25 protein-coding genes are annotated in these 25,399 nt (G+C 68.5%); 15 read left to right on the top strand and 10 right to left on the bottom strand.

What is annotated here, in order from left to right:
- Window positions 1-11: 11 nt before the first annotated feature.
- Together LDQ05_RS07685 and LDQ05_RS07680 are read left to right on the top strand one after the other, a co-directional pair.
- Window positions 12-944, top strand: a complete 933-nt coding sequence (locus LDQ05_RS07685) for an NAD(P)H-dependent flavin oxidoreductase (protein WP_226436307.1) — start codon at window positions 12-14, stop codon at window positions 942-944.
- 67 nt (window positions 945-1,011) lie between these two features.
- A complete protein-coding gene (locus LDQ05_RS07680) occupies window positions 1,012-1,998 on the top strand; it encodes an ABC transporter substrate-binding protein (protein WP_226436306.1) in 987 nt (328 codons plus the stop codon).
- A gap of 30 nt (window positions 1,999-2,028) precedes the next feature.
- Here the strand turns inward: LDQ05_RS07680 and LDQ05_RS07675 are convergent, their stop codons facing one another.
- A complete protein-coding gene (locus LDQ05_RS07675; RefSeq protein WP_226436305.1) occupies window positions 2,029-3,966 on the bottom strand; it encodes a glycoside hydrolase family 15 protein in 1,938 nt (645 codons plus the stop codon).
- Window positions 3,967-4,023: 57 nt separating this feature from the next.
- Here LDQ05_RS07675 and LDQ05_RS07670 point away from each other — a divergent pair, with 57 nt between their 5' ends.
- The 6 genes from LDQ05_RS07670 (at window position 4,024) to LDQ05_RS07650 (ending at window position 8,468) form a co-directional block, all read left to right on the top strand.
- Window positions 4,024-4,239, top strand: a complete 216-nt coding sequence (locus tag LDQ05_RS07670) for a hypothetical protein (RefSeq protein WP_264184607.1) — start codon at window positions 4,024-4,026, stop codon at window positions 4,237-4,239.
- Window positions 4,240-4,375: 136 nt separating this feature from the next.
- Window positions 4,376-4,471, top strand: coding sequence for an Ms4533A family Cys-rich leader peptide (locus LDQ05_RS19940; RefSeq protein ID WP_353735286.1), 96 nt, complete (start codon window positions 4,376-4,378; stop codon window positions 4,469-4,471).
- Window positions 4,472-4,708: 237 nt separating this feature from the next.
- On the top strand, window positions 4,709-5,764 hold the full coding sequence (locus tag LDQ05_RS07665) for a sulfate ABC transporter substrate-binding protein (RefSeq protein WP_226436304.1): 1,056 nt from the start codon (window positions 4,709-4,711) through the stop codon (window positions 5,762-5,764).
- Between the two features lie 9 nt (window positions 5,765-5,773).
- Window positions 5,774-6,652: a sulfate ABC transporter permease subunit CysT gene (gene cysT, locus LDQ05_RS07660; RefSeq protein WP_372461052.1), complete on the top strand. Its 879-nt coding sequence runs from the start codon at window positions 5,774-5,776 to the stop codon at window positions 6,650-6,652.
- On the top strand, window positions 6,649-7,458 hold the full coding sequence (gene cysW / locus LDQ05_RS07655; RefSeq protein WP_226436303.1) for a sulfate ABC transporter permease subunit CysW: 810 nt from the start codon (window positions 6,649-6,651) through the stop codon (window positions 7,456-7,458). The genes cysT and cysW overlap by 4 nt, the downstream gene beginning before the upstream one ends.
- Window positions 7,455-8,468 carry a sulfate/molybdate ABC transporter ATP-binding protein gene (locus LDQ05_RS07650; protein ID WP_226436302.1) on the top strand — a complete coding sequence of 338 codons (1,014 nt, stop codon included), beginning with the start codon at window positions 7,455-7,457 and terminating at the stop codon, window positions 8,466-8,468. Before cysW ends, LDQ05_RS07650 begins: the two co-directional genes overlap by 4 nt.
- Before the next feature lie 15 nt (window positions 8,469-8,483).
- Here the strand turns inward: LDQ05_RS07650 and LDQ05_RS07645 are convergent, their stop codons facing one another.
- From LDQ05_RS07645 to LDQ05_RS07615, 7 genes are all read right to left on the bottom strand, one after another.
- Window positions 8,484-9,323 carry a universal stress protein gene (locus tag LDQ05_RS07645; protein WP_226436301.1) on the bottom strand — a complete coding sequence of 280 codons (840 nt, stop codon included), beginning with the start codon at window positions 9,321-9,323 and terminating at the stop codon, window positions 8,484-8,486.
- Window positions 9,324-9,405: 82 nt separating this feature from the next.
- Window positions 9,406-10,296, bottom strand: coding sequence for a polyphosphate kinase 2 (gene ppk2, locus LDQ05_RS07640; RefSeq protein ID WP_226436300.1), 891 nt, complete (start codon window positions 10,294-10,296; stop codon window positions 9,406-9,408).
- A 104-nt stretch (window positions 10,297-10,400) separates the two neighbouring features.
- Window positions 10,401-11,147 carry a sirohydrochlorin chelatase gene (locus tag LDQ05_RS07635; RefSeq protein ID WP_226436299.1) on the bottom strand — a complete coding sequence of 249 codons (747 nt, stop codon included), beginning with the start codon at window positions 11,145-11,147 and terminating at the stop codon, window positions 10,401-10,403.
- Window positions 11,144-12,445 (bottom strand): sulfate adenylyltransferase subunit 1, encoded by a 1,302-nt coding sequence (locus LDQ05_RS07630; protein WP_226436298.1) that lies wholly within the window; start codon window positions 12,443-12,445, stop codon window positions 11,144-11,146. Before LDQ05_RS07630 ends, LDQ05_RS07635 begins: the two co-directional genes overlap by 4 nt.
- Window positions 12,445-13,389 (bottom strand): sulfate adenylyltransferase subunit CysD, encoded by a 945-nt coding sequence (cysD, locus tag LDQ05_RS07625; RefSeq protein WP_226436297.1) that lies wholly within the window; start codon window positions 13,387-13,389, stop codon window positions 12,445-12,447. Before cysD ends, LDQ05_RS07630 begins: the two co-directional genes overlap by 1 nt.
- Window positions 13,386-14,093 carry a phosphoadenylyl-sulfate reductase gene (locus tag LDQ05_RS07620; RefSeq protein ID WP_226436296.1) on the bottom strand — a complete coding sequence of 236 codons (708 nt, stop codon included), beginning with the start codon at window positions 14,091-14,093 and terminating at the stop codon, window positions 13,386-13,388. The genes cysD and LDQ05_RS07620 overlap by 4 nt, the downstream gene beginning before the upstream one ends.
- Window positions 14,090-15,811: a nitrite/sulfite reductase gene (locus tag LDQ05_RS07615; protein WP_226436295.1), complete on the bottom strand. Its 1,722-nt coding sequence runs from the start codon at window positions 15,809-15,811 to the stop codon at window positions 14,090-14,092. Before LDQ05_RS07615 ends, LDQ05_RS07620 begins: the two co-directional genes overlap by 4 nt.
- 378 nt (window positions 15,812-16,189) lie before the next feature.
- Here LDQ05_RS07615 and hemW point away from each other — a divergent pair, with 378 nt between their 5' ends.
- Window positions 16,190-17,416, top strand: coding sequence for a radical SAM family heme chaperone HemW (gene hemW / locus LDQ05_RS07610; RefSeq protein WP_226436294.1), 1,227 nt, complete (start codon window positions 16,190-16,192; stop codon window positions 17,414-17,416).
- Between the two features lie 32 nt (window positions 17,417-17,448).
- Here the strand turns inward: hemW and LDQ05_RS07605 are convergent, their stop codons facing one another.
- Entirely contained in the window at window positions 17,449-17,826 is a 378-nt protein-coding gene (locus tag LDQ05_RS07605) for a type II toxin-antitoxin system VapB family antitoxin (protein WP_226436293.1), read from the bottom strand.
- A gap of 172 nt (window positions 17,827-17,998) precedes the next feature.
- Here LDQ05_RS07605 and hrcA point away from each other — a divergent pair, with 172 nt between their 5' ends.
- From hrcA to LDQ05_RS07585, 4 genes are all read left to right on the top strand, one after another.
- The gene (gene hrcA / locus LDQ05_RS07600) at window positions 17,999-19,039 is read left to right on the top strand and encodes a heat-inducible transcriptional repressor HrcA (RefSeq protein WP_226436292.1); all 1,041 of its coding nucleotides are present in this window, start codon (window positions 17,999-18,001) and stop codon (window positions 19,037-19,039) included.
- A gap of 61 nt (window positions 19,040-19,100) precedes the next feature.
- On the top strand, window positions 19,101-20,252 hold the full coding sequence (gene dnaJ, locus LDQ05_RS07595) for a molecular chaperone DnaJ (RefSeq protein ID WP_226436291.1): 1,152 nt from the start codon (window positions 19,101-19,103) through the stop codon (window positions 20,250-20,252).
- A 10-nt stretch (window positions 20,253-20,262) separates the two neighbouring features.
- Entirely contained in the window at window positions 20,263-21,021 is a 759-nt protein-coding gene (locus LDQ05_RS07590) for a 16S rRNA (uracil(1498)-N(3))-methyltransferase (protein WP_226436290.1), read from the top strand.
- A 10-nt stretch (window positions 21,022-21,031) separates the two neighbouring features.
- On the top strand, window positions 21,032-21,814 hold the full coding sequence (locus tag LDQ05_RS07585) for an alpha/beta hydrolase family protein (RefSeq protein WP_226436289.1): 783 nt from the start codon (window positions 21,032-21,034) through the stop codon (window positions 21,812-21,814).
- Between the two features lie 58 nt (window positions 21,815-21,872).
- On the opposite strand, the gene LDQ05_RS07580 is transcribed toward LDQ05_RS07585, so the two are convergent.
- The gene (locus LDQ05_RS07580) at window positions 21,873-23,459 is read right to left on the bottom strand and encodes an MFS transporter (RefSeq protein ID WP_226436288.1); all 1,587 of its coding nucleotides are present in this window, start codon (window positions 23,457-23,459) and stop codon (window positions 21,873-21,875) included.
- A gap of 116 nt (window positions 23,460-23,575) precedes the next feature.
- On the opposite strand from LDQ05_RS07580, the gene LDQ05_RS07575 reads away from it, so the two are divergent.
- Together LDQ05_RS07575 and LDQ05_RS07570 are read left to right on the top strand one after the other, a co-directional pair.
- Entirely contained in the window at window positions 23,576-24,247 is a 672-nt protein-coding gene (locus LDQ05_RS07575) for a TetR/AcrR family transcriptional regulator (RefSeq protein ID WP_308013171.1), read from the top strand.
- Window positions 24,248-24,309: 62 nt separating this feature from the next.
- Complete coding sequence (locus LDQ05_RS07570; protein ID WP_226436287.1) at window positions 24,310-25,365, top strand: PhoH family protein; 1,056 nt, start codon at window positions 24,310-24,312, stop codon at window positions 25,363-25,365.
- Window positions 25,366-25,399: the final 34 nt, after the last annotated feature.

Below are 25,399 nucleotides of genomic sequence, written 5' to 3'. Positions count from 1 at the left end.
AAGGATCTCCCGTGCTCGACACCTGGCTCACCCGAGAACTCGGAATCACGTTGCCGCTGGTGGGAGCTCCGATGGGAGGCCGTGCCGGGGGAGCGCTCGCCGGGGAGGTCACCCGCGCCGGCGGTCTCGGACTGATCGGTGCCGCGCGGTACAACACGGCGGAGTGGCTCGACACCGAGGCGCGTACCGCGCGGGAGGTCGGCGGTGGTCTCCTCGGGTTCGGGCTGATGACGTGGTCGCTGCACGACGACGATGCGTTGCTCGACGCGGTCCTCGCCCTGGAACCGCGGGTCGTGACGCTGTCGTTCGGTGATCCTGCTCCGTTCGTGGAGCGCGCGCACGCCGCCGGTGCGCTCGTGCTGTCGCAGATCAACACGGTCGACGACCTGCGGGTCGTCGAGGCGGCGGGAGTGGATGCCGTCGTGGCGCAGGGGCACGAGGCCGGTGGGCACACGGGCCGGATCGGCACGTTGCCGTTGCTGCAGGAGATCCTCGAGTCGACGTCGCTGCCGGTGTTGGCGGCCGGTGGGATCGCCTCCGGACGGGGCCTGGCGGCAGTGCTCGCCGCGGGCGGTGAAGGCGCGTTCGTCGGAACCGCTCTGCTGGCGAGCCCCGAGACCGTCGGTCCCGCGTACGCGCGGGGGCGACTCGTCGACGCGGGCAGCACCGACACCGTGTACACGGACGTCTTCGACAAGGCACGGCACCAACCGTGGCCGCAGCGGTGGGGCGGTCGCGCGCTCACCAACGCGTTCACCGAGCGGTGGCACGGTGCCGGGGCCGACGAGCAGACCCTCGCCGACGCGTACACCGCGGACGATCCGGACACCGGCGTCGTGTACGCGGGTGAGGCCGCGGGACTGGTGACCGCGGAACGACCGGCCGGTGACGTGATCCGGGACATCGGCGCTCAGGCCGACGAACTGCTCGCGCGGTTCCGCTGAATCGTGACGCCCCCGCCCGACCCACCGTCGTTGTAAGGTCTGCCTCACTCGATGAGGGAGGCAGTTCATGCGCGTTCGGATCCTGTCGTTGTGCGCGGCGGTGCTCGTCGGTTCGGCGATCACCGGTTGCGCGACCGACGACGGCGACACCGGCGGTACCGCGCCGGCGACGGTGGCGGCGGTCGACCATCTCTACGGCACGACCACGGTCGACGGGACGCCGGACCGAATCGTCGCGACGTCCAGCCAGTGGGTCGACGCGCTCCTCGAGTTCGATGTGCAACCCGTCGGGTACATCAGCGCCGGCACGATGGGGGACGACCGCGGTCTGTACCCGTGGCAGCAGGCCGTCTCGGCCGACGCGGTGGAGCTCGACGCAGGCAACATCGCGGCGGGGCAGGGACCGCTACCCACGGAGGAGATCGCCGCACTCGAACCCGATCTGATCCTGGGGAACTGGCAGATCACCGACCGGTCGGCATACGACACACTCGCCGCGGTCGCGCCGACCGTCGCACCGTTGTCCGGCGCCGTCGACCCGTGGGACGATCAGATCCGCGCGCTCGGTGTCCTGTTGGGTCGCGAGGACGACGCGGACCGGATCGTCGCCGACCGCAACGCGGAGATCGACGAGTACGCGCTGCCCGGCCTCGACGGCAGGACCGCGGTGCTGTCGCAGTTCTTGTTCGGACCCCAGCAGTTCGTGCTCGTGGCCGACCCGGGGGACGGCGCCGCCACCGTCTTCGAGCAGATCGGAATGACGCTGCCGCCGTCTCTGGTCGAGGAGGCCGGGGTCAGCATGGGCCGGCTGACGCTCAGCCCCGAGCGTGTCGACGCACTCGTCGCGGACCTGCTCATCATCCTCCCCAACGGCGGAACCGAGGCGGACCTGATGGCGCTGCCCGGATTCGACCAGCTCCCCGCGGTACGAAGTGGTGCCCTCGCGGTCCTCGACTATCCGACGGTCGTCGCATTCAACACCCCGTCGGCGGCGTCGGCGCTGTACGGTCTCGACGCGATCCGTCCCCAGCTGGAAGCGGTCGCCGCGGCCTGAGCCGCGCTCAGTGCTCGAGATGAGCGGCGCTCAGTGCCGCAGATGTGCGGGACGGAACTCTCCCGACCCGAGGTGCTGCTCCGCGCGGATCACGTGCACCACCGCGTTGATCTGCGCGAGATGCGTGAACGCCTGCGGGAAGTTGCCGAGATGCTGCCCGGTCGTCGGATCGATCTCCTCGGCGTAGAGCTTGAGCGGGCTGGCATAGTCGAGCAACCTGCGGCACAACGTCGCGGCGCGTTCGACCTCGCCGATCTCGACGAGGGCCGACACCAGCCAGAACGAGCAGATCGTGAAGGCACCCTCGGAGCCCGACAGGCCGTCGTCGGTCTCCTCGATCCGGTACCGCAGGACGAGGCCGTCGTGGGTCAGTTCGTCGGCGATCGCGAGGACGGTGGCCCGGACCCGCGGATCGTCCGGTGGTAGGAACCGCATGAGGACGATCAGCAGATTCGAGGCGTCCAACGCCGGATCCCCGTAGCGCTGGGTGAACACACCGCGCTCGTCCACGCCGTGCGCCAGCACATCGTCCTTGATCTCCTGGGCGGTCGCCGCCCACCGCTGGGCGTAGTCCGGCTGACTGTGCATCTCCGCGAGACGAGCACCGCGGTCGAGAGCCACCCAGCACATCACCTTCGACGACGTGAAGTGCTGCGGTTCGCCACGCACCTCCCAGATGCCGCGGTCCGGTTCGCTCCAGTGCTCGACGGCCTCCTCCACCTGGTTCCGCAACACCGGCCACAGGGATTCGGGGATCTGCTGCCGCGACTTGACGTGTAGGTACACCGAATCGAGCAGCGCACCCCAGACGTCGTGTTGCCGCTGCCGGTACGCGTCGTTGCCGACGCGGACGGGACGGGCGTCGTCGTATCCGGACAGGTGGTCGAGGGTGCTCTCGGTGAGGACACGTTCGCCGCCCACCCCGTACATCACCTGCAGGGGGTGGGTGGAGCCGTCGGCGGTCTCCGACACGTCCAGGACGAACGAGAAGAAGTCGTCGGCCTCGCGGTCGAGACCCAGCGTGTACAGGCCCCAGAGCGCGAAGGTCGAGTCGCGGACCCACGCGTACCGGTAGTCCCAGTTCCGCTCGCCTCGCGGCGTCTCCGGCAGTGAGGTGGTCGGCGCGGCCAGCAGTGCGCCGGTGGGTGCGTAGGTGAGGCCCTTGAGGGTCAGGGCGCTGCGTTCGAGATAACTGCGCCAGCGATGGTCGGGGAAGCGGCCGGTGGTGATCCATTCCCGCCAGAAATCCTGGGTGGTGACCATCTTCGCCGCAGCGTCGGCGAATGTGCGGGGAGGTTCCTGTTCGCCCCAGGACAGTGCCACGAACACCGAGTCCCCCTGACGCATGCGGGTGCGTGCCCGTGCTTCGCGTCCCTCCAACCCGAGCCGCAGGTCCGAGGTGAGCCTCAGCCGCGGATGGTCCTCGGAGGCTGCCGAGCACACCGCGGTCGCCTCCTCGTACACCTGCCCGGTGTACTCCCAGCGGGTGCTCTCGCGGTGGTAATCGAAGGCGGGTTCGCAGCTCATGTCCAGTTCAACTGTGCCGTTGACGCAGCGCACGGTGCGTAACAGCATGTGCTCGGCCTCCCAGTCGGAGGGGGTGCGCCGCTGAGTTCCCGGCCGCGCGTGCACGTCGTACCAGGGCCCCATGACCAGGGCGTCGCGCACCACGATCCAGCCGGTGTCGGTCTGCCACGTCGTCTCCAGCACGATTCCGCCCGGTAGATAGCGACGTGCCGCCGGCACCGTCCGGTCGTGCGGGCCGATCCGGAAATGCCCGGCGCTGCGATCCAGCAGCGCCCCGAACACGCTGGGGGAGTCGGGGCGGGGCACACACATCCATTCGACGGAGCCGTCCGGGCCGACCAGGCAGGACGTGTGGCAGTCGGACAGGAAGGCGTAGTCGTCGATGGGCGGGAACGCGGTGCGGTGCTGCGCGGTCACGTGCAGTCGCGATGTGGGGGCCATCACTCCATGATCACTGCCGGGAGGGGGTGGCGCGGCCCGAACGCGCGGACGGATAGGGTGGACGTCGTGGATCGGGTCGCGGCATGGTGGGACGGTTTCGAGCTGTGGCTCGCCGGGCTGTCGTTCGTACCGCAGGCCGCGTTGGTATTCGCGGTGATGGTGCCCCTGTGCGGTGCGGTGGCCTGGTTGCTGGACCGCGTGATCGCCACGGTGTTCACGGTGATCGGCCGCGGCGAATCCGAACCACCGGCACGGACGACGGAGGATTGCTGATATGCCACGCTCCCGCGTGACCCTTGCGCTGATCGCGCTGCTCGTGCTCGTCGTCGTGGCGTGGTTGCTCACCCGCTGACCTTTCTTCGTCTCCGTGCGTTTCGGTGTTGCGGACACCTCTGCTACAGTTCCGCGCATGTCCGCTACCGCCGTCCCGAGCGTGCGCCACCAGTTGGCGCTGATCGCTGTGGGCATGCCGTCGGTGGCCGACGTCGACTGTTGTCGCTGTTGATCCACCCGTCCCGAGGTGCGCGGAGTCGTCCGCTTCGGTGACCGGATGCGAATTCCCGTGCGCCGCAGTGATCATTTCCCGGTGGTGTCCGTTGTCGACGGAACCGGTACCGGTCGTATCGTGGCGGGGCGAGGTGCCGCATCGGGCTACGCACGTGGTCGGCGACGTCGATCCTCTCCCTCGGAATTCTCCGTTCCGGTCGCCGTGACCGGACAGCCCACACAGGAGTGAACCCCCATGCATCATCACCGTTCTGCGCATCCGCGCTCGCGAGCCCGCCGTGCTCTCGCCGCCGCCGCCGTCCTCGCCGCCGTCACCGCGACGGCCGCGTGCTCCGGTGGTTCCAGCGACACCGTCGGAGCGGGCGGCACAGGATCCGAGATCACCGGCACCGTCAACTTGTACGCCTATGCGGTACCGAAAGTCGGATTCGACCGGGTGATTCCTGCGTTCAAGGAGACGGAGGCGGGGGAGGGTATCGACTTCCAGCAGTCCTACGGTGCGTCGGGCGATCAATCCCGCAAGGTGCGCGACGGCGCGGAGGCAGACTTCGTGAACTTCTCCGTCGAACCGGACATCACCCGGCTCGTCGATGCCGGCCTCGTCGATGAAGACTGGAACAGCGGTGCCTACGAAGGGATTCCGTTCGGATCGGTCGTCACCATCGTAGTCCGCGAAGGCAATCCGAAGAACATCCGGGACTGGGACGACCTGTTGCGTGAGGATGTCGAGGTCGTCACACCCAACCCGTTCAGTTCCGGGTCGGCCAAATGGAATCTGCTCGCTCCCTACGCGGCGAAGAGCAACGGCGGTGCCGACCCCCAGGCGGGGCTCGACTACGTGACCGCGCTGGTCGAAGAACACGTGAAAGTGCAGCCCAAGTCCGGCCGTGAGGCCACCGAGACGTTCCTGCAGGGCACCGGTGACGTGCTGCTCAGCTACGAGAACGAGGCGTTGTTCGCCGAACGTAACGGCGATCCCGTCGAGCACGTCACCCCGCCGGTCACATTCAAGATCGAGAATCCCGCGGCGGTGGTGAAGAACGCACCGAACATCGAGGCGGCGCAGGACTTCAACGACTTCCTCTACACCGAACAGGCCCAGCGACTGTGGGCGCTGGCCGGATTCCGGCCCGTCGACCCCGCGGTCGCCGCCGAGTTCGCGGACGAGTTCCCCACGCCCGAGAAGCTGTGGACCATCGACGATCTGGGTGGCTGGAGCACGGTCGACGAAGAACTGTTCGCCGACGGATCAGGCTCGATCGCCGTGATCTACGACAACGCGACGAAGTAGCGCCGCGCCGTGAGTTCCACCGCCACCACCGTCGGTCCGGGCACCGAGGCGGCCGCCGCGAAACCACCCCGTCGCCGTCGCGCCGTCCGTACCGTCACCGGTGCGGTCGGGCCCCTCGGAATCGGTGTAGCCACACTGTGGTTGAGCATCGTGGTCCTGCTACCACTGGCGGCGTTGACCACCCACGCCTTCGCGGACGGGATCGCCGGATTCGTCACTGCCGTCACCGCCCCCGGAGCGCTGGCGACGCTGCGCATCACCGTGATCGTCTCGATCGTCGTCGCGCTGATCAACGCGGTGATGGGTACCCTCATCGCCTGGGTGCTCGTGCGCGACGACTTCCCCGGGAAACGGGTCGTCAACGCGCTGATCGATCTGCCGTTCGCCCTGCCCACCATCGTGGCGAGCATCGTGCTCCTCGCTCTCTACGGGCCGCAGAGCCCCCTCGGTGTGCACCTGAACGCCACCCGGCCCGGCCTCGTCGTCGCCCTCGCTTTCGTGACCCTCCCGTTCGTCGTGCGGTCCGTGCAGCCCGTGCTGCTCGAGACGGACCGCGAAGTGGAAGAAGCCGCGGCATCCCTCGGGGCCGGAAACTTCACGATCTTCCGGAAGGTCGTGCTCCCGGCTCTCGGCCCCGCGATCCTCAGCGGTGTGGGTCTCGCGTTCTCCCGAGCGATCGGCGAGTACGGCTCGATCGTGTTGATCGGCGGGAACATTCCCGGGCACACCCAGGTGGCATCGCAGTACATCCAGCAGCAGATCGAGATCGACCGGCCCGTCAATGCCGCCGCCGTCTCGGTGGTGTTGTTGCTCATCGCGTTCGCGGTGCTGCTTGCGCTCCGGGTGATCGCGCATCGGGGCCGCGCACGTGAGGAGGTCGACGCGTGAAACTCTCCCGACCAGCCCGGATCTCGCTGCGTGCCGTTGCGCTCGGCTACCTGACGGTGCTGCTGCTCGTCCCGATCGGCGTGATCCTGTACCGCAGTTTCGAACACGGAATCGTGGCATTCGTGGAGTCGATCAGCACGCCCGCCGCGATCTCCGCGCTGAACCTGTCGCTGCTCATCGTGGCGATCGTCGTACCCGTCAACGTCGTCTTCGGAATTGTCGTGGCACTTGCATTGGCACGCGGACGTTTCCGTGGACGTGGCCTGCTGCAGGCCGTCGTCGATCTGCCGTTCGCGGTGTCCCCGATCGTCGTCGGTGTCGCACTGATCATGCTGTGGGGGGTCAACGGCTGGTTCGGCGGAATCGAATCGACCGGTGTGAAAGTGATATTCGGGCTTCCGGGCATGGTTCTCGCCACGATCTTCGTGACATTGCCCTTCGTGGTCCGCGAGGTCGAACCCGTGCTGCACGAGATCGGGGAGGAACAGGAACAGGCCGCCGCGACACTCGGTGCGGGCCGGTGGCAGACCTTCCGGCGTATCACCTTGCCGACGATCCGCTGGGGCCTGACCTACGGTGTCGTACTCACCGTCGCCCGTGCACTCGGCGAGTTCGGCGCCGTCATCATGGTCTCGTCCGAGTTTCCCGGCGTGTCCCAGACGTTGACGCTGCTGGTGCACGCCCGCTACATCGACGACCACAACGCATTCGGCGCGTACTGCGCTGCGACACTTCTCATGGGCATCGCCGTCGTGGTTCTGCTGCTGATGACTCTGCTCGACCGCAAGAGGAGCACCACATCATGATCACTGTGACCGGGGCACGCAAGAACTACGGCGATTTCGTCGCACTCGACGACGTGTCCCTCGACATTCCGTCCGGATCGCTCACGGCGCTGCTCGGCCCGTCGGGGTCGGGAAAGTCCACGCTGCTGCGATCGATCGCCGGTCTCGAGGACCTCGACGACGGCACCATTGTCATCGCGGGCCGGGATGTGACCGGGGTGGCCCCGCAGAAACGCGGAATCGGATTCGTATTCCAGCACTATGCGGCGTTCAAGCACATGACGGTGCGCGAGAACGTGGCATTCGGCCTGAGCATCCGCAAGCGCCCGAAGAAGGAGATCGACGCGAAGGTCGACGAGCTTCTCGAGGTCGTCGGTCTCGCCGGGTTCCAGCAACGCTACCCGGCTCAGTTGTCGGGCGGTCAACGTCAGCGGATGGCGCTGGCCCGGGCACTGGCGGTGGATCCGCAGGTGCTGCTGCTCGACGAACCGTTCGGTGCGCTCGACGCGAAGGTCCGCGCCGATCTGCGGGCGTGGCTGCGCAGGTTGCACGACGACGTGCATGTGACGACGGTGCTGGTGACCCACGACCAGGAGGAAGCGCTCGACGTCGCGGACCGGATCGCGGTGCTCAACCGAGGACGTATCGAACAGGTGGGAAGCCCCGACGACCTCTACGACCGGCCCGCGAACCGGTTCGTCATGTCCTTCCTGGGTGCAGTTTCCGAGTTGGGCGGGCGGCTGGTTCGCCCCCACGACATCCTGCTCGCCCGCGACCCGGAACTCGCGCACGTCGTGGGCCCGGACGGGCCGGGTGTCGTGCGCGCGACTGTGCTGCGGGTGGTGCGCCTGGGGTTCGAGGTTCGGGTGGAGCTGCGGGACACCGACACGGGAGAACCCTTCTTCGCCCAGATCACCCGAGGTGAAGGGCAGGCGTTGGACCTTGCTGTGGGAGAGACCGTCTACGCGCACATCGCCGCGGGCGCAACCACGGCGGACACCGCGGAGGCGAGCGTGCCCGCGGATGTCTGAGCGAGTACGGGCAGGTCAGTTCCGGCAGATCAGCACCGGGCATTTCGCATGGTGGATCAGCCCCTGACTGGTCGACCCGACCACGGCCGATGCGAGCGCGCCGCGTCCGTGACTGCCGACGACCACCAGTTGCGCATTCGCGGACTGCTCGAGCAGCACGACATCGGGCTTGCCCCGTTCGACGCTGTAGGTGACCTCGACGTCGGGATACTGCTCGGACAGACCGGCGAGGTTCTCCGCGAGCATCGCGGTGCGGTGCTCACGGAAGGCACTCCAGTCCGAGAACCGCGACGCCTCGCCGTAGGTGAGCGTGGAGTGTTCCTTCCACGTGTGCACCGCCACGAGCGGCGCCCCCGCCAGGTCTGCGAACTCGAATGCGTGCTCGACCGCCTTCGAGCTGAGGTCGGTTCCGTCGACACCGACGACCACCGGTCGGTCGTCGACCGCTGCCGGGGCGGGTTCACCGCGCCAGGTCGCGACCGGACACGGGGCGTGGTTGGCGGTGTGCACGACATTCGAGCGCGTGATCATCGACTCCCACTCGGTCGTCGTGGTGTGCCCGAGCACGAGGACGCGGGCGCTCTCCGATCTCTGCATCAGAGCGTCCGCTGCGCGACCCGATCCGACCGTGCGTTCGACGGCGACGTCCGGACGCGCGGCGTGTACGGCGTCGGCCGCTGTCGTGAGCGCCGCATCGCTGTCGGCGTCGACGGCACCGTCCGGGACGATGTGGGTGAGGTACAGGGGTTCGTGCAGCAGATGCGCGATGGATGCCGCCCACTGTGCGGCACCCAGCGCACTGTCGGAGCCGTCGATCCCCGCGACGATCCCACGCTTGATCGATGCTGTGCTCATGGTGGTCTCCTTGGTCTCACCACCAGTGTGTGCCAGACCACGCGGTCTTGTCAGCGGATGCGCCGTCGGGGTGTACCGCTGCTCAGTCGCCGACGGCGTCCTTACCGCGCTGCACGATTCTGGTGTCGGCGGGGAACACCACCTGCCGGTCCTTGCCGTCGTAGTCGAACCGGTCGAGGAAGAAGCGCATCGCGTTGATCCGGGCGCGCTTCTTGTCGTTGGACTTGATGGTGGTCCACGGCGCATGATCGCTGTCGGTGCGTCGGAACATCTCCTCCTTGGCCTCGGTGTACCTGTCCCACTTGTCGAGGGACTCGAGATCCATCTCCGACAGTTTCCAGCGGCGCACCGGGTCGAGTTGCCTGATCGCGAACCGTGTCCGCTGCTCGTTCTGTGTGACGGAGAACCAGAACTTGGTGAGGCTGATACCGGCGTCGACGATCAGCTTCTCGACCGACGGGACCTGGTCCATGAACAGTTCGTACTCGTCGTCGGTGCAGAAACCCATCACCCGTTCGACACCCGCCCGGTTGTACCAGGACCGATCGAACATCACGAGTTCACCGGCGGTGGGGAAGTGTCGGATGTAGCGCTGCATGTACCACTGGCCCGCTTCGCGTTCGGACGGCTTGTTCAGCGCCACCACCCGGGCGTGCCGGACGTTGATGTACTCCTGGAACCGCTTGATCGTGCCGCCCTTGCCCGCCGCGTCGCGACCCTCGAACACGATGATGTGCCTGGAACCGTTGTCGCGCGCCCACGCCTGGAACTTGAGCAGTTCGATCTGGAGCAGGTACTTCTCGACCTCGTACATGGCGCGGTCCATCCGCTTCGTGTACGGATAGTTCTCGCGCCAGGTGTCGACCGCCCGGCCGTGGATGTCGATCAGATCCGGATCCTCGCCGTGATCGTCGCGCACCGAGAACCCCTCGATACGGAGACGGTCGATGTACTGGCGCAGTTCGTTCTGCACGATCTCTCCTCGGCGGTGTACGGACCCGTTCGTACAGTGTGTAGCGAACGAACGTGAACCGGAGGAGAACTCGCGCAACGCCACGCCGGGCCGTGCGATGCGCATCACGCGGCGCGCAGCAGCCCCATCCGCTCGAGGGCGGTCGTGTAGCGGGCGAGGACGACCTCGCCGACGGCCTCATCGTCGGCGAGGTGCGGCGCGATCACCACGTCGGCAACCGACTCCGCGGCGGCACAGACGCGATCCCACAGCAACCCCGGCGCCAGCATCCACGGCGCGAGCACGAGCCGGCGCGCACCGGCGCGGACGAGTTCCTCGAGCGCGACGGTCACCGACGGCTGCGACGCGGTGGCGAAACACACCGCGGGGCGACGCCATGCCGTACCTGCCGTCACCCGCGGCGCCACGCCGCGCGTCGCCGCATCCGCTCCGGGTCGACGTGACCCGACGGCGCACAGTGCGACGCCCACGTCCGGGTCGTCGACGGGCACACCCGTCGAGACGATGCCGTCGCGGCAGGCGGTGACGAGCAGTGGGTCGTCACCGAGGATGTCGGAGACGACCACGTCGAGGTGGGCGTTGCGGACTCGGGATTCGGCGATCAGGGCGGGGAGGTCGACCCGCGCGTGGAATGCGCTTCCGAGCAACAGCGGTACCACCACGGCCCGTCGATGACCGTCCGCGGCGACCGCATCGAGAACCTGCGACACCGACGGCGTGTTCAGGTCCAGGAAGGCCAGCCGTACGTCCAGATCGGGGTGACGCGCCCGGAGCGCCGCGAGCGCGGCAGCGACGGCCCGTGCGGAACGCGGGTCGCGGCTGCCGTGCGCGACGGCGACGAGCGGGATCACGCGGGGACGCTGTCCCCGCGTTCGACCGCGGCGAGGGCGTTGCCGACCAGACCCGCCGCCAGCGTGTTGCCGTTCGCGGGGTCGATGAGCAGGAAGCTGCCCGTGCGACGGTTGACGGTGTAGTCGTCTGCCGCGATCGGCTCGGCGACCCGCACCGAGATCCGCGCGATCTCGTTGAGTTCCAACGATTCCGGGCTGTCCTCGGAGGTGAGGGTCTGCTCGTCGAATCGTTCGTCGAGGGCGCCGACGATGGCCTGCGTGGTGCGGGTGCCGTGCTTGAGGAGCAGACGCGCGCCGGGGCGCAGCGGCTTCTCGGCCAACCAGCAGACGGTGGCCTCGAACTCGCCGATCGGTTCGGGTGCGTCGACGGGGGAGGCGAGGACGTCCCCGCGGGAGACGTCGACATCGTCGGTGAGGATCAGCGTCACGGATCGTCCGGCGTGCGCGACGTCGAGTTCGCCGTCGGCGGTGTCGATGCGTTCGACGGTGGTCCGCACCCCGGACGGGAGCACGACGATCTCGTCGCCGGGCCGGACCGAACCGGCACCGATCTGTCCGGCGTAGCCCCGGTAATCCGGGAACTCCGCGGTGCGGGGCCGGATGACGTACTGGACCGCGAACCGCAGGCCCACCTCGTGACGACCGTGCACATCGGCGTCCACCGGAACGGACTCGAGGTATTCGATCAGCGTCGGACCGTCGTAGAACGGGGTGTTCTCCGAGCGGGTCGCGACGTTGTCGCCGTGCAGCGCCGACACCGGGATCTCCTGCACGTCCTCGGGTGCCCAGCCGAGCGAGGTGGTCAGGGAGGTGAACTCGCGGGAGATGTCGGCGAACACCGCGGCCGCGTCCTCGACGAGGTCGATCTTGTTGACGGCCAGCACGAGCTTGGGCACGCCCAGCATCGCCAGCACCGCCGCGTGCTTGCGGGTCTGCGAGATCACGCCCTTGCGCGCGTCGACGAGCAGCACCACGAGCTGCGCGGTGGACGCACCGGAGACCGTGTTGCGGGTGTACTGGACGTGGCCGGGGGTGTCGGCGAGCACGAAGCTGCGCTTCGGGGTCGCGAAGTATCGGTAGGCGACGTCGATGGTGATGCCCTGTTCGCGTTCGGCGCGCAGGCCGTCGACGAGCAGCGACAGGTCGGGGGTGTCGAGGCCCCGGTCGACCGACGCGCGGGTGACGGCGTCGATCTGGTCGGCCAGGACGGATTTGGTGTCGTACAGCAACCGTCCCACCAGGGTGGACTTGCCGTCGTCGACGCTCCCGGCGGTAGCCAGGCGAAGAAGATCGCTCATCAGAAGTAGCCCTCTCGCTTGCGGTCTTCCATGGCCGCTTCGGAAACACGGTCGTCGCCTCGGGTGGCGCCGCGCTCGGTGAGACGCGATGCGGCGACCTCGGCGAGGATCTCCTCGTTGGTGGCGGCCTCGGACAGGACCGCACCGGTGGTGGAACCGTCGCCGACGGTGCGGTAGCGCACCCACCGGGTCTCGAGTTCCTCGCCGTCCGCGGGCCCACCCCACACGCCCGGGGTCATCCACATGCCGTCGCGGCGGTAGACGGGACGCTCGTGCGCGTAGTAGATGCTCGCGAGTTCGACGTTCTCACGGGCGATGTAACGCCAGATGTCGAGCTCGGTGAAATTGCTCAGCGGGAACACCCGCACGTGCTCACCCGGGGCGTGCCGGCCGTTGTAGAGGTTCCACAACTCGGGACGCTGACGCTTGGGGTCCCACTGTCCGAACGCGTTGCGCAGCGAGAAGATGCGCTCCTTGGCGCGGGCGCGTTCCTCGTCGCGGCGGGCACCTCCGAAGACGGCGTCGAATCGGTTCGAGGTGATCGCGTCGAGCAGGGGAACGGTCTGCAGCGGGTTGCGGATGCCGTCGGGGCGCTCGGTGAGGCGTCCGTCGGCGATGTACTCCTCGACGCTTGCGACGTGGAGGCGCAGGTTGTACTTCTGCACGACGTGGTCGCGGAACGCCAGCACCTCCGGCAGGTTGTGGCCGGTGTCGACGTGCAGCAACGAGAACGGCAGCGGCGCCGGCCAGAACGCCTTGACGGCGAGGTGCAGCAGGACGGTGGAGTCCTTGCCGCCGGAGAACAGGATCACGGGTCGTTCGAACTCGCCCGCGACCTCACGGAAGATGTGGATCGCTTCCGATTCGAGTGCGTCGAGGGTGTCGAATTTGTTGCCGTCCAACTGGACCCGGCTGTCGGTGAGGTTCGATTCGGTAACTGTCATGAGGAGTGCAACCCGCATTCGGTCTTGGCTCGGCCGGCCCAGCGCCCGCTGCGCGGGTCGGCCCCGGGAAGTGGTTTGACGGTGCACGGCGCGCACCCGATCGAGGGGTATCCCTCGTCGACGAGCGGATTGACGAGAATCCCGTGCTCGTCGATGTAGTTCTGCATGTCCTCGTCGGACCACGCCGCGATCGGATTGATCTTCACGAGCCCGAACGCGTCGTCGAACGAGATGAGCGGGGCGTTGGCACGGGTGGGTGCCTCGACCCGCCGGATGCCGGTGACCCATGCGCGGTAACCGCTCAGGGTCTCCTTCAACGGCACCACCTTCCGGAGCCGGCAGCACTCGTTGGGGTCGCGGGCGAACAGGTCCTTGCCGAGCAGGGCCTCCTGCTCGGTGACGGACTGCTTCGCCTGCGCGTTGATCACGTTGACGCCGTACACCTGCTCGACGGCGTCACGGGTACCGAGGGTCTCGGCGAAGTGGTACCCCGTGTCGAGGAACAGGACGTCGACGCCCGGATGCACCTGGGCGGCCAGGTGCACGAGCACCCCGTCCTGCATGTTCGAGGCCACGATGTACGAGTCCCCGAAGGTTTCCTCGGTCCACCGCAGCAACTCGTCCGTGGAGGCGCCGTCGAGACTTGCCGCCCCCTGCGCGGCGAGCTTCCGAAGGTCCTCGGTGGTCCGGCTGTCGATGCTCATCGCAGGTCCGCCTCGTCTGCCCGAACCACCCACTCGGCGAAACGTTCGCCGGCGTTGCGGTTCTTGATGAAGTTGCGCACGAGCCGCTCGATGTAGTCGGTGGCCTCGTGGGCGAGGATGCGGTGCTGTCGCAGTTTGCGCCCGAACCCGATGTCGAATCCGAGGCTGCCGCCGAGATGCACCTGGAAGCCCTCGATCTGCTTGCCGTCACCGTCGTCGACGAGCATGCCCTTGAACCCGATGTCGGCGACCTGGATGCGGGCGCACGAGTTGGGGCACCCGTTGAAGTTGATGGTGATCGGCACGTCGAGTTCGGAGTTCAGTTCGGCGAGTCGCGCCTCCAGCTCCGGCACGAGATTCTGGGAGCGGCTGCGGGTCTCGGTGAACGACAGTTTGCAGTATTCGAGACCTGTGCACGCGATGAGGTTGCGCCGCCAGCGGGACGGACGCGAACTCAACCCGACCGCTTCGAGGGCGCTGTCCACCCCCGCGACCTTGTCGTCGGGAACGTCCACGACGATCAGTTTCTGGTACGGGGTCAGTCGCAGCGAGTCGGTGCCGGCCTCCTCCATCGCGTCGGCGATGGTGTCGAGGATCGTGCCCGACACCCGACCGGAGACCGCGGAGAAGCCGATGGCGTTGAGCCCGTTCGTCTGCCGGGTGAGCCCGACGTGGTCGATCGGATGGATCGGCTTCTCGGGTGCCGGCCCGTCGATGAGCGGCCGCTTCAGGTATTCCGTCTCGAGGACCTCGCGGAACTTCTCGATGCCCCAATCCTTGATGAGGAACTTCAGGCGGGCCTTCGACCGGAGCCGGCGATAGCCGTAGTCACGGAAGATCGCGACCACGCCCTCCCACACGTCCGGGACGTCCTCGATCGGGATCCACGCGCCGGTGCGCTGCGCGAGCATCGGGTTGGTGGACAGACCGCCACCGACCCACAGGTCGAACCCGGGCCCGTGCTCGGGGTGGTTCACCCCGACGAACGAGACGTCGTTGATCTCGTGCACGACATCGGGCTGGCCCGAGATCGCGGTCTTGAACTTGCGCGGCAGGTTCGAGTACTCGGGATTGCCGATGTACCGGCGCTTGATCTCCGCGAGCGCCGGAGACGCGTCGATCACCTCGTTCGGCGAGAGCCCGGCGAGCGGGGAACCGAGCATGCCGCGAGGGCAGTCGCCGCACGCCTCGGTGGTCTGCAGGCCGACCTCCTCGAGTCGACGCCAGATCTCCGGCACGTTCTCGATCTCGACCCAGTGGAACTGGATGTTCTGGCGGTCGGTGATGTCGGCGGTATCACGCGCGAAGTCCTTCGACACGCTCGCGATGGCCCGCACCTGCGCGGTGTTCAACTTCCCGCCGTCGGTGCGTACCCGCATCATGAAGTACGGGGCCTCGAGCAGATCGGCGTTGTCGTCGCCGGTCCACGTGCCGTCGTAACCCTCGGCGCGCTGGGTGTACAGACCCATCCACCGGAACCGGCTCCGCAGATCCGACTTGTCGATGTTGGCGAAACCGACGTGCTGGTACGTGTCGATGATGCGCCGGCGGACGTTGAGCGGATTGTCGTCCTTCTTGGTCTGCTCGTTGCCGTTGAGTGGTTCCCGGTAACCGAGAGCCCACTGGCCTTCGGCGCGGCGCTTGGCCGGTCGGGCAGGGCGACGCCGGGCGGGAGCGTCCGTCGCGGCGGGGGGAGAGACGTCGGTGGTCGACGACATTCGCAGGTCTCCTGGATTTCGCGATGATCCGGGCCGACGGTGCGCAGAGGGGGCTGAACCTCACGCGCGCACGCCTCGACCCGGCGGGATCGGGGTAGTTGCCGGGGCTGATCCGACTAACGACAGTCGGGGCAGGAACAGGCGGCGCAGGGCAGACAGCAGGACGCGCAGACACGCTTGAAGTCGACGTGGCGTCGCGCCACGAGTCGCACTCCGAGTCCGGTCATGGCGACCATTGTGCCACGTCATCGGGGCCGGGGACCAATCCCGGGTCCTATTTCCACTCGAAACGGGGGAAATGTCGAGGTAGGCGCGGCGTGAGGCTTGTCGAAGGCACGGCCCGGGGTGACGGTTCCCCGGTCTGGAACACTGGACGACGTGAGTGGGAACGAAGCCGGCGGTGTCCTGGCGTTACCGGATACCGCGCTCGTCGGCGTCGGCACCCGACCGTTCGGCGTGTACGTGCACGTACCGTTCTGCGCATCACGGTGCGGCTACTGCGATTTCAACACCTACACGGCGGGAGAACTCGGCACGGCGGCGTCCCCGCGGTCGTGGCTCGACGCACTGAAACGGGAACTCGACGCCGGAGCCGCGCTGCTCGACCGCGAGGGACGAGGCGCGCCCCCGGCGCAGACGGTCTTCGTCGGGGGCGGAACCCCGTCACTGCTCGGAGCGGACGGTCTCGCCGAGGTGCTGGACGCGGTGCGTGCCGCGTTCGGGCTGGCCTCGGGCGCGGAGGTCACCACCGAGTCGAATCCGGAATCCACCTCGCCGCACTTCTTCGGCCGGATCCGTGATGCCGGGTACACCCGTGTCTCGCTCGGCATGCAGTCCGCGGCCGAACACGTGCTGAAGGTGCTGGACCGGACCCATACGCCGGGTCGTCCGGTCGCGGCGGCACGTGAGGCCCGGACCGCCGGATTCGACCACGTCAACCTCGATCTGATCTACGGGACACCGGGGGAACGGGACACGGACCTGGAGGCCTCCCTCGACGCCGTGCTCGCGGCCGGGGTCGATCACGTGTCGGCCTACGCGTTGATCGTCGAGGACGGAACCGCGCTCGCACGCCGGGTCCGTCGCGGCGAGATCCCGGCCCCGGACGACGACGTGTTGGCCGCTCGCTACGAACGGATCGATGCGCGACTCGAAGCCGCCGGACTCACGTGGTACGAGGTGTCGAACTGGGCCCGGGCCGACGATCCCGACGCGCGGTGCCGACACAATCTCGGCTACTGGGACGGCGGTGACTGGTGGGGTGCCGGACCGGGTGCCCACAGTCACGTCGGTGGCGTCCGATGGTGGAACGTCAAGCACCCGGCGCGGTACGCGACGATGCTCGCCGACGCTGCCCTGCCGGTCGCCGACAGCGAAACCCTGAGTTCGGGCGACATCCACACCGAACGTGTGATGCTCACCGTCCGGTTGCGTACCGGACTCCCCCTCGAAGTGCTCGGCGCGGCGGAACGACAGGCCGCGGCGAGGGCGGTGGCGGACGGCCTCGCCGTCATAGACGACGAACGGCTCGTGCTCACCGGCCGCGGCCGGTTGCTCGCCGACGCCGTGGTGCGCGACATCCTCCTCGCCTCGGAGGCCGCCTGAGGCGACGAGGGAGCGTGTCGACGGCCGGTGACTCAGCGCAGGAAATCGGTCTCGGTCGAATCGGGTTGCCGGGCGCCGGGCCCGTCCGGCACGGAGGCTTCGGCGGTCGGTGCCAGCACGTCGTAGTCGAAGACACGGGCGTGCAGGACCGGTCGGTTGCGCAGCGCGGACTGCACGGCGCGGTGCAATCCGTCCTCGAGGTACAGCACGCCCTGCCACTGGACGGCGTGGGGGAACAGGTCGCCGTAGAACGTCGAGTCCTCGGACAGCAGACGATCCAGTTCGAGAACCTTGGTGGTGGTGACGATCTCGTCGAGCCTGATCTGACGTGGCGGGATCCTCGACCAGTCGCGGAGCGACAGGCCGTGATCGGGATACGGTTTGCCGTCCCGGACACCCTTGAAGATCATGCTGTCAGCCTACGGGCGCGCGGGAGGAGGGGCGAGACGAAGGGACCGTCGGTGCCACGGAGGGGGGTGTATCGGGGACACGACTAGACTGGTCGGGTACGGAGCGTGGTTGGACCGCACCCACGGGGCGACCGCGCCTTTGGTGCGCGTGGCGGAAACGGAGGTGGGCGGGTTGTCGAGCACCGAGGAACGGAGATTCCAGGTACTGCGTGCGATCGTGGCGGACTACGTGTCCACCAAGGAACCGATCGGCTCGAAGACGCTCGTCGATCGACACAACCTGGGGGTGTCCAGCGCGACGGTGCGCAACGACATGGCGGTCCTCGAAGCGGAGGGGTACATCACCCAGACGCACACGAGCTCCGGCCGTGTCCCCACCGACAAGGGGTACCGTCAGTTCGTCGACCGGATCGCCGACGTCAAGCCGCTGTCGGCGGCGGAGCGTCGGGCCATCCTCCAGTTCCTCGAGTCGGGGGTCGATCTCGACGACGTCCTGCGCCGCGGCGTCCGGCTGCTGGCGCAACTCACCCGCCAGGTCGCGGTGGTGCAGTATCCGATCCTGTCCGCATCGTCGGTGCGGCACATCGAGGTGGTCGCTCTGACACCGGCGCGTCTGTTGCTGGTGCTCATCACCGACTCGGGCCGCGTCGACCAACGCATCGTCGAACTCGGTGACGTACTCGACGAGGACGCTCTCGCGCGACTGAGGGACCTTCTGGGCAGCGCCTTGAGCGGAAAGCGGCTCGCGGCCGCGTCGATCGCGGTGTCGGAACTCGCGGAGGACGCACCGGAGGACCTGCGTGACGCGGTGATCCGGTGCACCACGGTGCTGGTGGAGTCGCTCGTCGAGCATCCCGAGGAGCGCCTCGTCCTCGGTGGCACGGCCAACCTGACCCGCAACGCCGCGGACTTCGAGACAGCGGGCATGTCCGGTTCGTTGCGGCAGGTCCTCGAAGCCCTCGAGGAGCAGGTCGTGGTCCTCAAGCTCCTCGCCGCCGGCCACGATGCGGGGCGGGTCACGGTCCGCATCGGGGAGGAGACCCAGGTCGAGGAGATGCGCAGCACGTCCGTGGTCTCGACCGGATACGGCACCGCGGGCACCGTCTTCGGTGGACTCGGCGTGCTCGGACCCACCCGGATGGACTATCCGGGAACGATCGCAGCGGTGGCGACCGTTGCGAGATATATCGGTGAGGTGCTCGGCGGTCGCTGAGTACCTCCGCACACGTGTAGCGAAGTACATCTGTGTAGAGAAGTAAGGACGAGAACCTAACGTGGCACGGGACTACTACGGGACGCTCGGCGTGTCCAAGGACGCGACCGACCAGGAGATCAAGCGGGCGTACCGCAAGTTGGCGCGCGAACACCACCCCGACGTCAACCCCGACGAGTCGGCGCAGGTGCGATTCCAGGAGATCTCCGCGGCCTACGAGGTGCTGTCGGACCCCGAGAAGCGCCGCATCGTCGACATGGGCGGCGACCCCCTCGCGTCGGCCGGATCCGCGGGCGCCGGTGGCTTCACCGGAGCGGGCTTCGGCGGGCTCGGCGACGTCTTCGAAGCGTTCTTCGGCGGCTCCGCCGGCGGCGGCCGCGGCCCCCGGGGCCGCGTGCAGCCGGGCGCGGATTCGCTGCTGCGCACCCGCCTGACCCTCGACGAGTGCGCCACGGGCATCACCAAGTCCGTCACCGTCGACACCGCGATCCTCTGCGACGCGTGCACCGGTTCCGGCACCCACGGCGACTCGAAGCCCGTACGGTGCGCCACCTGCGGCGGTGCCGGTGAGGTCCAGTCCGTGCAGCGCTCCTTCCTCGGCCAGGTCATGACGTCCCGGCCGTGCCCCACCTGCCGCGGCGCCGGCGAGACCATTCCCGATCCGTGCCGCAAGTGCGGTGGCGACGGCCGTGTCCGCGCCCGGCGCGAGATCACCGTCAAGGTTCCCGCCGGTGTCGGGAACGGCATGCGCATCCGGCTCGCCGGTCAGGGTGAGGTCGGACCCGGCGGCGGTCCCGCCGGCGACCTGTACGTCGAGGTGATCGAGCAGCAGCACGACGTCTTCGTGCGCGACGGCGACGACCTGCACTGCACCATCCGTGTCCCCATGGTCGACGCCGCGCTCGGCACCAGCGTCACCCTCGAGACGATCCTCGACGGTGCGGTCGAGGTGACCGTGGATTCCGGCACCCAGCCGGGTTCGGTCGCGGTGCTGCGCGGACACGGCATGCCGAAACTGCGTTCGTCGGCGCGGGGCGACCTGCACGCGCACCTCGAGGTCGTCGTCCCCAGCCGGCTCGACCACAAGCAGACCAAGCTGCTCGAGGACTACCGTCGCAGCAACGACCGTGAACGCGTCGAGGTCGTGACCAACGGGTCACAGAACTCCTCCGGGCTGTTCTCGCGTCTGCGCGACGCGTTCAGCGCCCGCTAGGCGGACCGGCGTGGTCGCGACACTGTTCTATCTCGATCCGCTGCCCGAGGCCGGCGCGATCGCCGTCCTCGACGGCAAGGAGGGGCGGCACGCCGCGACGGTGCGTCGCATCGCGGTGGGGGAGCGGCTGGTGTTCGCCGACGGTCGCGGCGGGATCGCCGATGTCGAGGTCGTCGCCGTCGCGAAGGACCGCCTCGACGCTGCGGTCCTCGCGCGGCGAACCGTGGAACCGGCGCGCCCGCGAGTGACGATCGTGCAGGCCCTGCCGAAGTCCGACCGGTCCGAGCTCGCCGTCGAACTGGCCACCGAGGCCGGTGCCGACCGGTTCGTGCCGTGGCAGTCGTCGCGGTGCGTCGCACGGTGGGACTCGAAGGCGGACAAGGGTGTCGCCCGATGGCGGGCCGTCGCGACCGCTGCGGCGAAGCAGTCCCGCCGCGCCCACGTACCCGTCGTGGAGCCACTGCACCGCACCGCCGACACACTCGCGTTCGTGCACGGTGTCGTCGCGGCCGGTGGTGTCGTCGCGGTGCTGCACGAATCCGCGACCGTCCCGTTCGCGTCGCTGCCGCTCGCCGATGCCTCCGAACTGGTGCTCGTCGTCGGACCGGAGGGCGGCCTCGACGACGACGAGGTCGACGGCCTCGTCGCGGTGGGCGCGACCGCGGTGTCGCTGGGACCGACGGTGCTGCGCACCTCCACGGCGGCGGCCGTCGCGCTCGGCGCGGTCGGTGTGCTGACCGACCGCTGGACGCAGCGACCCCTCCACTAGCGTTTGCGGTATGCCGCGCACTCGCCTGACCTACGGACCGGAGCCCGAACAGTTCGGGCACCTGTACCTGCCCGACACCACCGGCCCCGTACCGGTCGTCATGGTCGTCCACGGCGGGTTCTGGAGCGGCCGCTACCACCTCAACCTGGGGACGGCGCTCGCTGCCGAACTGGCGCGACGCGGCGTCGCCGCCTGGAACATCGAGTATCGCCGGATCGGTGCTGGTGGTCGCTGGCCGGAGATGTCCGCGGATGTCGTCGCCGCGCTCGAGGCGCTCGGCACGGTCGTGGCGCCGCACGCCCGGTCCGCGGGCGTCGACGTCGACCTCGACCGGGTCCGGGTGGTCGGGCATTCCGCAGGTGGCCAGCTCGCGGTGTGGTTGGCCGGGCAGGACACGAAGATCCGGCCCGAGTTGACCGTGTCCCAGGCGGGTGCGCTCGACCTCGCGTCGGCGGCGGAACGTGGCCGACGCATCGACTACATCGAGGACCTGTTCGGCCGGCGGTTCGATGCCGATCCGGAGCTGTACCGGTCGGCGTCTCCGCAGCACCGGTTGCCGATCGGGGTGCCGGTCGCGGTCGTGCACGGAACGGAGGACGTCCAGGTGCCGGTCAAGGTGGCGCAGCGCTACACCGATGCGGCCCGAGCGGCAGGTGATCCGGTGTCGCTGCACCTCGTCGAGGGCGAGGACCACTTCGCTTTCCTCGACGCGTCCACGCGCGCCTGGGCGATCTCGATCGATCTGCTGCTGAACCGCGACGGTGACGCGGGTATCGGATCGGTTCGGTCGTAGCAACGCAGAATGGTGGTAGCTGCGCGGAATTTCCCGCGGCAATCGCCATTCGACGCGGTTACCGTGTGTGGGCGCGGCCGGGCAGCAGCACCGCGACGAGCACCGCACCGGCGGCCAACCCGATTCCACCGACGAGGCTCGCGTCGGCGATGGCGGCGGCGAACGCCGTCGCGGCTTCGTCGAGCAGGGGTTGCGCGTAGGACTCGGCGAACGGGTTCTTCGCGAGTTCGTCCGCGACGATCGCGGCGCCGCCCACCGAGTCGCGGGCGGCCTCGACGGCCTGCTCCGCCTGCGCGGCCATGGTGCCGGTCAGGTTCGTCGACGGGAGGTCGGCGAGGAACCCGGCGATCCGATCGCTGTAGGTCGTGGCGAGAACGGAACCGAGTAGCGCGATACCGAGGGATCCACCGAGCTCGACGGCGGTGTCGTTGAGGCCGCCGGCGGCGCCGAGTTCGCTCTCGGAGAAGCTCGCCATGATCAGGTCGGTCGCGGGCGGGGTGGCGAGACCGATGCCCAGACCGAGCAGGAGCAGCGACGCGAGCACGAGCGGGTAACCGGGTACGGACGACAGTGCGACGAGTGCGAGCACGCCGGTGGCCGCGATCGTCATGCCCCCGGCGATCACCGTACGCGAACCGATCCTCGGGGCGAGCCGGCTGCTCACTGCGGCACCCGCCGATACCGCGACCGCCAGGGGCAGCAGCCGCACCCCTGTCTCGAGCGGGCCGTATCCGAGCACGAACTGGAACTGTTGCGCGACGAAGTAGATGACGCCGAACGCGGCGAAGAACAGCAGCATGACGGCGATGCAGGCACCGCCGACGGTCCGGTCGGTGACCCGGCGCAGGTTCAGCAGCGGAGCCGGGTGCCGGAGCTCCCACACCACGAACCCGACACTCGCAGCGACCGCCGCGGCCAGGGACCCGAGAGCGGTGATGCCCCAGCCGAAGTGGAAGCCGTCGATGATGGCGAACACGAGGCCGCCGACGGCGATCACCGACAGCAGGCCGCCCAGCCAGTCCGTGCGGGTCACGTGCTCGGCCTTCGACGCGGGAACGAGGACGAGTGCGGTGACGGCCGCGAATGCGGCGATGGGCACGTTGATCAGAAAGGTCGAGCCCCACGCGTGGGATTCGAGGAGCCATCCGGCCAGCAACGGCCCGAGAGCGATCGCCAGGCCGGACGTGGCGGCCCATGCGGCGATGGCCCGGGCCCGTTCATGGGCGGGGAACATCGCGACGAGCAGCGACAGCGTCGCGGGCATGATGACGGCGGCGCCGACACCCATGACGATGCGCGCCGCGATCACCTCGACGGCACTGTCGGCCAGGCTCCCGTACACGGCGCCGGCCGCGAAGACACCGAGGCCCGCGAGCAGTGCGCGGCGTCTGCCGAACCGGTCGCCGAGGACACCGCACAGGAGCATCAGCGCTGCGTACGGGACGGTGTATCCGTCGATGATCCATTGCAGATCGGTGCTGGTGAGGGAGAGCTCGCGCAGCATGCTCGGTGCCGCGACGATCAGCGCCGTGTTGGCCATGACGACGATCAGCAGACTCAGGCACAGGACCGCCAGGCCCGCCCAGCGGCGGGAGTACGGATCCTCGGGGCGGAGCTGGGCGGCGGAGTTCTCGGTGGTGGTCATCGTTCCCCCGGGTCGTGAGCGGAGTTGCACATCACTGTGCAACTTAAGGCTTTGCACAGTCGTGTGCAACTAAACTGGTGGGAGTACCCCGAATCGTCCGAAAGAGGTCCCTCAGCGTGTCGGAGCCGCAGCGGCAGTCCCGCAACCGCGCGAACATCAACCGTTCCCGCATCCTCGACGCCGCGATGCGGTGTTTCGCCGCCGACCCCGATGCGAGCATGGACGACGTGGCGAAGGCGGCAGGTGTCGTGCGCCGCACCGTGTACGCGCACTTCCCCAACCGGGAGGCCCTCGTCGAGGGCATCGCGGAGGACGCCGGTGTCGCCCTCGCCGACTCCCTGGACCATCCCGAACCCGACGATGTCGAGCTGGCCCTGGCCGTGGGGGTGCTCCGGATGAGTCCGGTCGGTGACCGCTACCGGATGCTGCTCTCGTTCGCGCGCAAGGAGGTCGGGGACGAACGCATCAGCGACCTCGTCGCGCCGGTCCGCAACCGGATGTTCGACACGATCGAGCGCGGTCGTGCGTCCGGGGTCCTGCCCGATCATCTACCGACCGTCGTGCTCGTCGCCATGATGGAGGGGCTGACGATGGCCACCTTCGAACAGGTGAACCTGGGGTTCGTCGACGATGCGGGCGAAGTCATCGCGCTCGCGGTCCTCGTTCTCGCGGGAGTCGATGCCGGACGTGCCCGGCGGGTACTCGATGCGGCCCACCGCTGGCTCGACGACGAGCGGTCGGTCGCTGACCCACGTGATGCGGGCGAGTCCGTGACGGTGCAGCGCTAGACTGGTCGGGACACGACGACCGTCGTGCCGTCGATGAACCGAAAGCAGGCCGTTCCGTCCACGTGAGCGAACCAGACCGTCCCCGCGACCCCGACGTAGACCCGACTCCGGTCCGTTCGAGCCTGGAACTCCCGCCCGAGACGGCGGCTCCACTGCTCGGCGCGGCCGACGAGAACCTCATCGCACTCGAAGGTCTTCTGGCAGCCGACATCCACGTGCGCGGCAACTCGGTGACGCTGAGCGGCAGCCCCGCCGACGTCGCTCTCGCCGAACGAGTGATCGGCGAACTCGTCACCCTCGTGCGTCGTGGCCAGCCGTTGACCCCCGACGCGGTGCGCCGCACGGTCGGGATGCTGACCCAGGGACTGTCGGAGTCGCCGGCGGACGTCCTGAGCCTCGACATCCTGTCCCGTCGCGGTAAGACGATCCGGCCCAAGACGCTCAACCAGAAGCGCTACGTCGACGCGATCGACACCAACACCATCGTGTTCGGTGTCGGACCGGCCGGCACCGGCAAGACCTACCTTGCGATGGCGAAGGCGGTGCAGGCCCTGCAGACCAAGCAGGTCACCCGCATCATCCTGACCCGACCGGCCGTCGAGGCGGGCGAACGGCTCGGCTTCCTGCCCGGCACGTTGCACGAGAAGATCGACCCCTACCTGCGCCCCCTGCACGACGCGCTGCACGACATGATGGACCCCGAAGCCATCCCGAAGCTCATCCAGGCCGGGGTGATCGAGGTCGCGCCCCTGGCGTACATGCGGGGTAGGAGCCTCAACGATGCGTTCATCATTCTCGACGAAGCCCAGAACACCACGGCCGAGCAGATGAAGATGTTCCTGACCCGCCTCGGGTTCGGATCGAAGATGGTCGTCACCGGCGACATCACGCAGATCGATCTGCCCGGTGGTGCCCGCTCGGGCCTGGCCGCGGCCACCGAGATCCTCGGCGACATCGACGACATCCACTTCGCGCGCCTCGACAGCAGCGACGTCGTCCGGCATCGGTTGGTCTCCGACATCGTCGATGCGTACGGCCGGTTCGAGGCCGAACAGAGCAGCGGCATCGGCAACCGCGCACAGCGCCGCGCGAGTCAGCATCGGGTGCAACGCCGGTGATCGCTCGTCCCCCCCACCCGTGCGCACTTCTGGT

The sequence above is a fragment of the Rhodococcus yananensis genome (assembly GCF_020515525.1).
Classification (GTDB): domain Bacteria; phylum Actinomycetota; class Actinomycetes; order Mycobacteriales; family Mycobacteriaceae; genus Rhodococcus; species Rhodococcus yananensis.
The sequence above is the reverse complement of the archived record's forward strand: the minus strand, read 5'-3'. Positions and strand labels throughout refer to the sequence as shown.